Source organism: Candidatus Woesearchaeota archaeon, from assembly GCA_027858315.1.
GTDB lineage: Archaea > Nanobdellota > Nanobdellia > Woesearchaeales > UBA583 > UBA583.
In genome coordinates, this window is sequence record JAQICV010000010.1 from 18,494 (window position 1) to 30,644 (window position 12,151).

Sequence of the window (12,151 nt, forward strand, 5' to 3'; positions counted from 1 at the left end):
AGAGTTTAGACAGGTTATACAGATTAAGATTTTGGGATTAAAAGATTAAGAATAATTTAGAACTCAGAAGCATAAAGCTTTGTTGTTTGCTTCATGATCGTAACAATTATTGGTTCTGCTTCACTTCTTTTGAATCCATGAGTAGCTAATAAATCTTTGACTTTAGCTCTAATTTTTTTCTTGAAATCATCTTCATTTGTCCAATTAATTCTTTGTGTTGCTTTAGATAAATAAGTAACTAAATCTTTTACAATAGCTTTAATTTTATCATCATCTAAAGCATTTTTTTCTTCCTCTTTGAATATATCATAAAATGTTAATTCATCCTCAGACAACCCTAATTGAACATGTCTATGTGGGTTTTCATCTAATTCTTTACCCATATCAATTAAATGTTTAATTAAATCTTCTACAGTCACATATCTAGCTTTATAATCCTTCATTAGTTTAGTTAATCTATCTTTAAATTTTTGTTGTTTTACAATATTTTTATTTAATTTAATTTGAATTTGATCATTTAAGATTTTTTTTAATATTTCAACTTGTAAATTTTTACCTTCAAAATTTCTTAAACTTTCAATAAAATCCTCCGAAAATACTGAAATTTTCTTGCTACTATAATCTAAAAGATGTTCAATATCTCCAACTTCCAGATGCTTTGAAACAAGATCTCTCATCAAATCTTTATCAATCTCTACAACATCTTTATCATTTGAAAGTTTTTTTACAATTTCATTTCTAATTCCTAGTATATACATTACTTCTTCTTCAACTTCGAGAGATTCTTCTCTTGGAGAAACGATAGCAAATAATTTCTTTAATTCTAATGTCTCTTTTAAAAATAATTTCTTGTTATCATCTGATGCAGTAATATTTTTTAAAACAATATTCCTAATTCTTCTAAGCTCTAATGCGGATTTGTTATTAAATTCGTCTGATTTCGGAATTCCATATTTATTGAAAATAAATCTGAACTTACTTTGAAATAAATCTACTGCTTGATTAATATTTAACATAACATTTTCAAGTTTTCCTGAATAAATTTTTACTGCTTCAGCAATTTTATCACCAATACTAATATAGTCAACGAGAATTCCGGCAGGTTTATTTTTATAAACTCTATTTACTCTAGCTATTGCTTGAAGTAAATTATGAGTTTTCATAGGTTTTAAAAAATACATTGTTGTAAGACATGAAGCACTATAACCTGTTAAAAGCATATCACAAACAATTAATAATTGAGGTTCTTCATCAATTTTTTTAAAGTTTTTTCTCAAATCTTTCATTTGTTCTTTATCTTTAAAATAACCTTTGGATTCCCAATCATCTTCAATTTTTTTCTTTTGTGGATCTTTGGAATTACCTTTTGATATTGCAATTCCAGTTTTTGGAGCATTTGGTAAATTATCAAGGTATTCTTTGTATTTTACAGCTATTTCTCTTGTAGCTGTAACAAGCATGGCTTTTCCTTTCATATATCTTTCATTAAAATGTTTTACAATATCATCGGCGGTTTTTTGAATAAATTTATCGTCAGATAAAATCACATCAATCTTACTCCATTTTCTCTTAAAATTTTCTTGAGCTTCAGGAGTATGATCTTTAACATATTTTTCTACTTCTTTTGAAAGTTCTTCAATATTTAATTCTAAATCTTTTGGTTTTCTAGGGTCATACCAAATTGGTACCACTACTTTATCTTCCTCAGCTTGTTTAATTGTATACTCACTAATAAATGGACCAAATACTGTTCTAGTATTTCTTTCTTCATTAATTTCAATTGGAGTTCCAGTAAATCCAATTCTTTTAGCCTTTGGTAAAGCTCTTGCAAGATTTCTAGCCATATTATTATATTGAGTTCTATGAGCTTCATCAACTAAAATAATGATATTACTTCTATCATTCAACATAGAAAATTTCTTTTTTTCAGCTTTCTCTTTTTCTAACAATTGAAACTTTTGAATAGTTGTAAAAAAAATTCCACCTTGTTTGCTTTGACTTAAATGTTTTTTTAAATCTTTAATACTTTCCATCCTATGTGAAAATTTCATTCCCGTATCTTGAAAATTGTTTGTAATTTGTTCATCTAAATCTTCTCTATCTGTAACAATTAAAATCGTTGGGGCGTTGAGACTTTCTTCTTTTTTAACTTTTTTGCATAGAAAACCATAACAAAACTTTTTCCAGCACCTTGAGTATGTCAGATTACTCCTACTCTACCATCTTTAGATTTTTTGGTTCTAATTATAGCTTCATTTACTGCATCTATTTGATAATATGTTGCAACAATTTTAGAATTATCTTCAAATAAAACAAAATTATCTAAATTATCTAAAATATCAATAATCATATCTTTAGAAAAAATTTCTCTAATTAAAATTTCTTGTTCATCATAGCCATCAGGATATTTCATTCTTAAAGATTTCCAAACTGTAAATCTTGAATAATCCGCCGTTAAAGAACCAACCTTTGCTGTTGCACCATCTGAGATTACATTTACAACATTATAAAAGAAAAGTTGTGGATAATCTTTTTGATATCCTTGGATTTGATTATAAGCTACTTTAACTGTAGCTTCAATATCTTCTGGATCTTTAAATTCAACCAGACCGATAGGTAAGCCATTAATATAAACTACTAAGTCGGTTCTTATTGGGTCTTTATTTTGCTCTTTTATCGTTACTTGGTTAGATACAATATAATTGTTATTATTTTTATTTTTAAAATCAATTAAAATAATTTGTTTAGCATCTAACTCTCCTTTAGTATTTTTAAATTCCTTAGTGATCCCTTCTCTTAAAATTCTATGAAACTCTTTATTTTTTCCAAAAATTGTTCCACCATCTAAATATTTTAAATCTGAAAGAACTTGCTTTAAAATTGATTCTGGAACTTCAGGATTAATTCTTTTTAAAGCTTCTAAAAAATAAGGTTCCAATATTACATCCTCAGATTTTCTTAAACCATCTTTTATATGAGTATTTCCATGAATATAGGTATATTCCAATTCCTCAAATACTTCAATGCCTGGTTTTTCTACAGATGAATACTCACTCATAAGATTACTTGCACATTATTTATTTATAAATATATATGCTTTATACATTATCAGAAAAAAGTTCTTGCCCAAAAATCTGGAAAATTGAAGCTACTATCTAAAAGAAAGATTAGTTATTTTTTGAAACATTTTATATTTCATTTGAATTTTTAGTCTTATTTACTAACAAAGATAAAGTAAAATTTATAAACTAATTTTTTAATTCTTATATATATGAATACTTTTCACTTCATTGATTTATCGAGAGAAGAATTTGAATCAATGGTTAATGATATTTGTAGATCTATTTTAGGGATGGCGACAATCTCTTTTTCCGAAGGAAAAGATGGAGGAAGAGATGGTATTTTTCATGGAATTGCCAAAAATTTTAATGGTTATGAAGGAAAATTTGTTATTCAAGCAAAAAAAACAGGAAAATTAAACGCAAGTTGTAGTGATTCTAATTTTATAAAAATTATAGATGAAGAGATTCCAAAAATTAAATCTTTAGTTCAAGAAGGTAATTTAGATTATTATTTGATGTTTACTAATAGAAAATTGCCAGGGATTGGGAATCAAAAATTAATTGATAATATTAAAGAAAAAACTGGGGTAAAAGAAGTATATATTATGGGTTTAGAAAATTTAAATTCATATATGGATGACTCTTTGATTAGTAGATATAATCTTAATAAGTATAGAGAACCTTTAAGAATAAATCCTGAAGATTTAAAATCATTAATTTATGAATTTGAAAAAAATACTAATCACATTGTAAATCCTGAATTTGTTAATAGGATTAAAGCTTTTGATATTGAGAAAAAAAATGAAATTAATAATATGTCTAATGATTTCTATAAAGAAGTCATTTTAAAATCATCCAATCTGAGATTTGATGAAATCGATTTATTTTTGCAAGATCCAATCAATGAAGAATACAATGAGATGTATAAAGAGGTTTCATCGGAATTTCAAGAAAAAATATTTACTAAATTAAAAAATGTAAAGTTTTTTGAAGAAAATTTTGATGTTTTATATGATGAAATTTTATCAAAAATGCCCGAAATAAAAAAAAGAAGTTTAATTAGATTGTTTTTACATTATATGTATATTAATTGTGATATTGGAAAATCTCCAGTTATGGAGGAAGAAAAATGTTAATACCTCAAAAGCATATGAATTTAGAACTTTCTACTATTAGAGTTACTTCGGTCTTAATAGAGTTATTTAAAAAAAATAAAATTGTAAGTTATGACTTCACTTTAAAGTATCTAGAAAGTATTTTAGGAAGAAAAGCAAGATATGTATTTATCGATTCATTAAATATTTTATTTTTAATGGGAAAAGTTGAATATGATATTAAAAAAGATTCAATTATATATATAGAAAAATGAAATTAAGTAGAATATATTCAAACAAAGAAGAAATTTTTAATTCAATTCAGTTTAATGATGGCTTTAATGTCGTTTTTGCTGAAATTAAACACCCAAAAGATAAAACAAAAGATTCACATAATTTGGGTAAATCTTTATTGATAGAATTAATTGATTTCATGTTATTAAAAAAAACATTGACCTCGCATTTTTTGAAAAAGCATTATGATTTATTTAGAGAGTTTGAATTTTTTTTAGAAATTAAATTAAACAATGGTAAGTATTTAACAATTAAAAGAAGCGTTGAAAGAAGTTCAAAAATAAGTTTTAAATTACATGATGATAAATATCAAAATTTTAGTAATTTAAACGATAGTGAATGGAGTATTAATAATGAACCTTTTTTAAAAGCTATTGAAAAATTAGATTTATATCTAGGATTTGATGTTTGCTCTGAATGGTCTTTTAGAAAAGGTATTGGTTATTTTTTGAGAACTCAAAAAGATTATCAAGATGTTTTTCAAATTTCAAAATTCCAATCAGGAGAACATAAAGAGTGGAAACCATATTTGGGTAGATTATTAGGTTTTAATGATAAATTAATTAGTGAGAAATATGAACTTGAAAAAGATAAAGAAAAACTTGAAAATTTTAAAAAAGGTATTGAAGAAAAATTATATAATAAGCGAGAAGATTATGATAAATTGCAAAGTTTAATTAAATTTAAAGAATCGGAGATAAAAGAAATTTCCTCAAAAATTGATAAATTTGATTTTCATGAAAGAGAAGTAAGTATTAATACTAACTTGGTCGAAAAAGTCGAAAAAGAAATATCTGAATTTAACAACCAATTATATAATATTAAATATGATATTGAAAAAATAAACGATTCTTTAGATAGAAAAATTAATTTTGATCTTGAGAGAATTAAAAAAACATTTGAAGAGGTTGAAATATCATTTAATGAAAAGATTATAAAAGAATATGAGGATTTATTAGAGTTTAATAAACAAATATTAACTCAAAGACAGAAAGATTTGAAAAAAAGATTAAATGAATTAAATCTTGAGAAAGAGAGTGTTTTAACAAAGTTAAAAAATCTAAACATGATTAGGGAAAAAAATCTTGAAACTTTAAGGAAAAAAGATAGTTTTGATAAATTTAAAGAATATCAAAAGGAACTATCAAAGACAGAAGGTGAGATTCAAGGTTTTAAAAATCAACTAGAAAATTTAAATAAAGTTATAGCAATAGAAAATGAAATTGAACAAAAAGAAAAGGAATTAGAAACAGTTGAAAAGCAAATAGAACGGTGTATTAATCAAGGTACAGAAATTGCTGAAAGAGTAAAAGAAAGATTTACAAAAATTATTAAAAGTGTTTTATTTAAACAAGCTTTATTACATTTAAGAATTAATGGTGAAGGTAATGTTGAATTTGTTGCTGATTTTTACAAAATTTCTGGTGAGAAAATAGAACCAACAAGTGAATCTGAAGGTTTTACACATAAGAAATTACTTTGTGCTGCATTTGATTTAGCAATTTTAATAGAATATTCAAATAATTCATATTTTAGATTTGTATATCATGATGGTATATTAGAAGCAGTTGATCCTAGGAAAAAAATAATTTATTTAGACTTAGTTAAGGAATATTGTAAAACATATAACATCCAGTATATCTTAACCGCTATTGATTCTGATTTACCTAGAGATGAAAATGATAATTTAATCTATTTTAATGAGTCAGAAATTATTTGTAAATTATCCGATGAAGGAAATAACGGAAGATTGTTTAAAATGGATTTATTTTAAATTAGTGATAATTGTTCTTTTTTTATATAATTCATTTATAGTTTAATTCTCCCTGAAATTAACATTGGTAATAATTTATCCCTAAGTTTAGTTAAAGTTTCAATTTGTTTTTTATTTTCAAAAATTTTATCTAAAACTTCTTTTACTTTTTTATCAAATAAATCAATTAACTCTTTTTCAGGTTCTACCATATATCTGGATAAAATAAAACTTTTATCTGTATGTGGAATAGCAGAACCTGTTGTATTATTTTTAATTTCATCTACAAAAGAAAGTATAAAATAATATATATAGAAATTACTAATGCCATTAATTTCAATTTTTGCAAGAGTTGAACCAATTGCACCTTCAAAACCAATCTCCAATCTACCTGAACTTGCTCCATCCATAACCATAATTAAATCATATTTGTCAGAAATCACTAAACCTTTAAGCTTAACATAAAATGAAGTATTTCCATCTAATGTTTCTATTAAAATTTGCTTTACTAAACTTTCAGAATATTTCTCGAAAACTTCAGAAGGTTTCTTACCTTTTTGAAATTTAATAAATTTACTTAATTGAACAACTTTCCAATTTTTAGGAACATCTTTTTCTAATTCATCATTCCAAATCAATTCACCTTTAAAATCTTCAAATCTAATAAAATATTTTTCAAATAATTTTATTCCTAAATTTTCAAGTAATTTGTTTTGAGTATCTAAATTTTCAATTTTATCATCAATACTTGAAAGAATATCTACTATTTTTTCTTCTTCCTCATTTTTTTCAGGTATTAAAAGTAATATAGAATTTAAATTTTCTTGAGATAATTTAGGTTGAGCTGAACCTGATAAATAACTAGAAATATTATTATTAGCAAACCAATATTTTAAATATAATAGTCTTTTAAAATTTTCATGATTTAGAACATGAGCATGATTATTAACCCAAAATTGACCTGATGCTAAAAAAGCAATAGGAGCTTTTCTTGATCTTAAATTTTCTCCATCTTCAGAAATTAATAAATAACTCCCCTCAAAAATAAATTCATCTATATAATCAATCACTCCTGAAGCTCCATAATATCTAAAATTGCCTTGCTTTTTTTTTCTAATTGCTGAAGATAAAGGCACTCTTTTTGAATCACAATTTAAAGCTAAATTAAATAATTTATCAACTTTCCAATCATTCGGAATTAATCCAAAATCATCATGTTCAAAAAATTCTTCTTCAGATCTAAATTTCATATCCTAGCTCACCCAAATTATTTTTTAACCTTTTATCAATATCTTCAGATTTTTTCAATTCGTTTTTTAAATCCAAAATTAAAGCATTTAATTCTTTTTCAAAATCTTCTTTAGATATTTCATCTTCAGGTGCAACTCCAACATATCTTCCAGGATTCAAATTAAAACCTTTCTTTTCAATTTCATTAAAGTCACCAACTTTACAAAATCCTTTTTCATCCTCATAAACTCCTTCTTCTCCCCTAAATGCTCTAACTTTATCGGTAATTTTTTTCATGTCATCACCAGAAAACTCAACTTGATTTCTTGAAATATTTGAACCTAACTTTCGTGCATCTATAAATAAAGTTTTACTTTCTCTATACTCTTTATTTTTAACTAAAAACCATAAAGAAGCAGGGATTTGAGTTGTAAAAAATAATTGAGTAGGTAATGCAACAATAACATCTACTGCATCAGCTAAAACTAATTTTTTTCTAACTTCTCTCTCTTGCCCACCATCACTTAATGAACCATTTGATAAAACAAATCCTGCTCTTCCACTCGATTTCAGATGAGAATACATGTGTTGAATCCAATAATAGTTTGCATTAACATTATCAATATTCCTTGAATTCACAGTTCCAAATTGCCACCTAGAATCATTGTCAGTATTTGCTTTTTTCCATTCCCTCAAATTAAAAGGTGGATTTGCAATAATATAATCAAATTGTTTATTAGGAAATTGATCTTCATTTAGTGTATCTTCTAATTCAATATGCCCTTCCAAATGTCTAATTGCAAGATTCATCTTACAAATATTAAAAGTTGTTCTAACGGCTTCCTGTCCATGAATAGAAATATCTTCTTTTTTACCATGATGTTTTTCAATAAATTTAAGACTTTGAACAAACATTCCCCCTGAACCACATGCAGGATCATAAATAAGTCCTTTGTATGGTTCAAGAATCTCAACTAAAAGCTTAACTATACTTTGAGGAGTAAAGAATTCTCCACCTCTTCTTCCTTCAGTTAGAGCAAATTTCATTAAGAAATATTCATAAACTCTTCCAAAAATATCTTTCTCTTTTTTCTCTCCATTCCCATTATCATATAATTCTAACTTTGAAAATAAATGAATAATTTGTCCTAATGTTTCATAATTTAAACCACTTCTCACATAAACTTTAGGAGTAATTCCATTCAAGGTTTTATTATTCTCTTCAATCATAATCATAGCATCATCTAAAAGAGTTGGAAGGGTTGGGTCTTCAGTCTTAGATGAAAGATATTTCCAAGTAGCTTTTTTAGGAAGATAAAAACTTCCATCATAATAATCCTTGTCTTCTAAAATCAAATCAAGTTCTTGATCATCTTTGTATTTATCTTTTAATTCTTCAACTCTATGTTCATAAGAATCAGAAACATATTTTAAGAAAATCATTCCAAATACAATATGTTTATACTCTGAAGCCTCAATTTTACCTCTAAGTTTGTCTGCAACTTTCCATAAATCTTTATCAAAATCTAGCTTATCTGCCATTCTAATAGAAAATGAAATTAGCTGATTTATAAATATTAGTTATAACTGGATTTAGTTTTACTTAACTTCATAAAGAATATAAATATAAAACTTTAGATTAATAATATGAAAGAAATAAAATTATTCAAAAAAGTCCCATCTTTTGAGAGTAGTTTTAATCAATTTATCAGCTCTATCTTTTATTGAGTCTTCATTCCAAGCTTCATAATCTGCAACTTTTTTATTGAGTCTTAATCCACTTTCTATGAATAATTTCTTTTTTTCTACAAAATCTTTACTGGATAATTCTGAATTATATCCTGTTAAAGTTAAATTCCCTAGTTTATTAATCCATTCATTCCTGATTTCTTTATAGTTATCTCCTAACATTATTTTCCAATTTTTAGATAATTTTTCTGGATCTCCTGATGTTTGTGGTAAAATATGTTCTATTGAGAGTGAACTAAAATCCTTATTAGCTTCTTTATTTTCATATTTTTCTAATTCTATTAAAAGAATCTTTAATGGGGCTGATGTTCCATATAATTTGCTAAATTTCAAACTTTCACTAAATTCCTTATTATCTGGCCATCTTTTATTATCTTCTCCTTCTTTTAAATTGTCAATTAATGAGTTTTTTAATTCTTTAAAATCAAGTTTTCCAATCATTGTTCTAAAGATAGGATTTAATGAATTAGTAGGAACTTGACATATGCTTCTTCTAAATAAGAACGACTCTATAGCTTTAATAATATCAATAAGATCATCTGATTTTAATTTATTTAATTTATATTCATCAAAAATTCTTAATAGTAAAGGATAGTAACTATCATATTCTAAACTATTCAAGTCTTTTAAAGCTTTATTAACATTCTCATTTTCATCTTTTTCTTCAGATATAATATCATAATATCTAGAATATTTTAACAATTCTAAACCAACTTCTTCTATTTCTTTATGTGTATAGTTTTTATAAAAATAATTTTTAAAATCATCATATAATTCTTTATCTTTAATATTAGTAGAAACTCCTTTTTTCATATACAAATAATCTTTAATAAAATCTGACAAATCATCTTCTAATATTTGTTCCATAGGGTACCAATAATTATTATAGATTCTATTTTGAAGTTCATTTGTTAAATTCATTAATATAAAATTTCTAATTAAGTCTCCACTTGTTAATTCTTTTCCAGTAGCATTTAAACTTTCAAATATTTGTTGTGGGTCATCCATACCTTGTTTTAAACTCACATCAACAATCATTAATTTGCTTAATATATCAAAAATTTCTTGTAAAGAATATATTTGAGATAGTTCATAAAATTTACTTTTTAAAAAAGAATAATTATTATATAAATTCGAAGATTTTTCTTCTTGTTCTAGAGAATCACTATTAATTAATTTTTGCAATATTGTATTATCTCTTCTTGTTAATACTAACTTACTTTTATTATCTAAACTTGAATATTGATTTATTAAACATGTATTTCTAATTTTTTCAGACAATGCAATATTTTTATCTTCTTTGACAAGATTTTCTAATAGTAAAAAAATTAGTGTAAACGTAGTAATTCTTTGCTGACCATCAATAAGCAAATATTCTTTTGTTCCACTGGCATTTTGTTCTTTTTCAGTAATATATACAACTGATCCCATAAAGTGAATCTGATTATTTTTATTATCTAATAAAGATTTTATATCTTTAAATAATGCTTCACAATGTTCATATCTCCAATCATAAACTCTTTGATATATAGGAGTTTTAAATTGTATATCTTGCTTTATTAAATCCATGAATTGTACATCTACTGCTTTCATTATTAAATTTATAAACTTTGAATACTATAAAACTTTCGATTTCATACACTACATTATGGAATTTAGCAAAAGATAAAAATACCAAGATATTTAAAAAATAGAGATTTGAGATATTTATGTCTAATTTATATAAGAATAGAGTAAGTTTAAAATATGGATTACTTGGAGCTATAACTGCAACATATTTTTCTTTTGGACTTGAAATATTCTTATTTTTATTATCAATATTTTTTATGGGATTTTTCGTAAGTTTTATGGGAAATATATTTTCAGCTCCATTAGAATATAATTTTAAAAAAATAATTGGTTGGTTAGTAATATTATTAGTATTTTCAACATTACAATATTACTTAAACAATGAAAGTTTAGCAAACTTCATAATTACAATATCTTTCACAATAACAAATATATTATATATTGGATATATTGTTGTAGGTTATTTTGGTAAGATGTCTATTGAAATGTATATAAAACAATTACCTAGTTTATATAAAGACTCTAAAGAATATCTCTTTAGATTTAAAATTGGAGTTTTTATAGGTTTATTTGCTGAAATTGCAGCTTTAGGTTATCTAATTTTTATAGTCCCAAATAACTATATTAAAATTATAAGTGTTATATTCTGGATTCTAAGTGCTTTATTATTTGTATTAATGAGAGGTACCAGTTTTATATTAAACGAGTCTAAAGAAAAAATTACTGATTTTTTGAAAATCTTTGCAGCATCTAGAATAACATTTTATTTATTACCAATATATGTGTTAACTCAAGGAGAATTCCCAATTTTTTGGTTTTTATTTATCATAACTATTTTATATCTTACTATGATTGAAGCCTTATATCCTTATATTGTGGGGAGCGATTATATTTCTAAATCTATTGATATATTACAATATTTAAATGAAGAGAAGAAGCCAGTTAAAATAAGCAAGATAATGCAATTAATCGAAGAAGATAAGGAAACTACACAAATTATTTTATCAAATTTAAAATTAAGATTTTATGTTGACAACTCTGGAGATAAATTTTTTATACATCCATTTTTTAAATACATGACATAAACTAAGAATTAATGCTCAAAGCGTAAAAAAAAGTCCAATTTTGACCAGTTATAAGAATACCCAAAAAATAAATGAGACCTCCCGGACTTGAACCGGGGACACCTACCTCTTCAGGGTAGTGCTCTACCAACTGAGCTAAGGTCTCATTAGTATATTAAAAAAGAAATGGTTTTGATTTATAAATATTTCTTTTATACGGCTTTATCCGAAGTAGATTTATAAAGTTCAAATTTCTTTAATTATTATGATTCGTAAACTTGTACAAAAACAAATAAGTCCTCACGAGAATTCTTTTCGTCAAGAATTAAATAAGAT

Annotated in this window: 9 protein-coding genes and 1 tRNA gene; 4 read left to right on the top strand and 6 right to left on the bottom strand. The window is 24.7% G+C overall.

All coding sequences use genetic code 11. The features are described 5' to 3' along the window. Nucleotides 1–56 precede the first annotated feature (56 nt). Complete coding sequence (locus PF569_00600; protein MDA3854726.1) at nt 57–2,204, bottom strand: HsdR family type I site-specific deoxyribonuclease; 2,148 nt, start codon at nt 2,202–2,204, stop codon at nt 57–59. Next, entirely contained in the window at nt 2,201–3,058 is an 858-nt protein-coding gene (locus PF569_00605) for a type I restriction endonuclease (GenBank protein MDA3854727.1), read from the bottom strand. Before PF569_00605 ends, PF569_00600 begins: the two co-directional genes overlap by 4 nt. A gap of 213 nt (nt 3,059–3,271) precedes the next feature. Here PF569_00605 and PF569_00610 point away from each other — a divergent pair, with 213 nt between their 5' ends. The 3 genes from PF569_00610 to PF569_00620 are packed head-to-tail and all read left to right on the top strand — an operon-like array spanning nt 3,272 to nt 6,224. Next, complete coding sequence (locus PF569_00610) at nt 3,272–4,198, top strand: restriction endonuclease (GenBank protein MDA3854728.1); 927 nt, start codon at nt 3,272–3,274, stop codon at nt 4,196–4,198. Next, nucleotides 4,192–4,431: a hypothetical protein gene (locus PF569_00615; GenBank protein ID MDA3854729.1), complete on the top strand. Its 240-nt coding sequence runs from the start codon at nt 4,192–4,194 to the stop codon at nt 4,429–4,431. Before PF569_00610 ends, PF569_00615 begins: the two co-directional genes overlap by 7 nt. Continuing rightward, nucleotides 4,428–6,224: a DUF2326 domain-containing protein gene (locus tag PF569_00620; GenBank protein ID MDA3854730.1), complete on the top strand. Its 1,797-nt coding sequence runs from the start codon at nt 4,428–4,430 to the stop codon at nt 6,222–6,224. Before PF569_00615 ends, PF569_00620 begins: the two co-directional genes overlap by 4 nt. Nucleotides 6,225–6,259: 35 nt before the next feature. Here PF569_00620 and PF569_00625 read toward each other — a convergent pair whose 3' ends face one another. The 3 genes from PF569_00625 to PF569_00635 all read right to left on the bottom strand — a co-directional run bounded on the left by PF569_00625 (nt 6,260) and on the right by PF569_00635 (nt 10,775). Beyond that, nucleotides 6,260–7,453, bottom strand: coding sequence for a restriction endonuclease subunit S (locus PF569_00625; protein MDA3854731.1), 1,194 nt, complete (start codon nt 7,451–7,453; stop codon nt 6,260–6,262). After that, nucleotides 7,443–8,975 carry a class I SAM-dependent DNA methyltransferase gene (locus PF569_00630; GenBank protein ID MDA3854732.1) on the bottom strand — a complete coding sequence of 511 codons (1,533 nt, stop codon included), beginning with the start codon at nt 8,973–8,975 and terminating at the stop codon, nt 7,443–7,445. The genes PF569_00625 and PF569_00630 overlap by 11 nt, the downstream gene beginning before the upstream one ends. A 120-nt stretch (nt 8,976–9,095) precedes the next feature. Continuing rightward, a complete protein-coding gene (locus PF569_00635; protein ID MDA3854733.1) occupies nt 9,096–10,775 on the bottom strand; it encodes a DUF262 domain-containing protein in 1,680 nt (559 codons plus the stop codon). Between the two features lie 116 nt (nt 10,776–10,891). Between PF569_00635 and PF569_00640 the strand changes: the two genes are divergently transcribed. Further along, nucleotides 10,892–11,836 carry a hypothetical protein gene (locus tag PF569_00640; protein MDA3854734.1) on the top strand — a complete coding sequence of 315 codons (945 nt, stop codon included), beginning with the start codon at nt 10,892–10,894 and terminating at the stop codon, nt 11,834–11,836. Nucleotides 11,837–11,908: 72 nt separating this feature from the next. Here PF569_00640 and PF569_00645 read toward each other — a convergent pair. Then, nucleotides 11,909–11,981: transfer RNA gene (locus PF569_00645), tRNA-Phe, on the bottom strand. Between the last annotated feature and the right edge of the window lie 170 nt (nt 11,982–12,151).

Coding starts and splice junctions, on each gene's coding strand:
- PF569_00605 (MDA3854727.1), bottom strand. CDS start 3,058: ATGAGTGAGTATTCATCTGTAGAAAAACCAGGCATTGAAGTATTTGAG.
- PF569_00610 (MDA3854728.1), top strand. CDS start 3,272: ATGAATACTTTTCACTTCATTGATTTATCGAGAGAAGAATTTGAATCA.
- PF569_00615 (MDA3854729.1), top strand. CDS start 4,192: ATGTTAATACCTCAAAAGCATATGAATTTAGAACTTTCTACTATTAGA.
- PF569_00620 (MDA3854730.1), top strand. CDS start 4,428: ATGAAATTAAGTAGAATATATTCAAACAAAGAAGAAATTTTTAATTCA.
- PF569_00625 (MDA3854731.1), bottom strand. CDS start 7,453: ATGAAATTTAGATCTGAAGAAGAATTTTTTGAACATGATGATTTTGGA.
- PF569_00630 (MDA3854732.1), bottom strand. CDS start 8,975: ATGGCAGATAAGCTAGATTTTGATAAAGATTTATGGAAAGTTGCAGAC.
- PF569_00635 (MDA3854733.1), bottom strand. CDS start 10,775: ATGAAAGCAGTAGATGTACAATTCATGGATTTAATAAAGCAAGATATA.
- PF569_00640 (MDA3854734.1), top strand. CDS start 10,892: ATGTCTAATTTATATAAGAATAGAGTAAGTTTAAAATATGGATTACTT.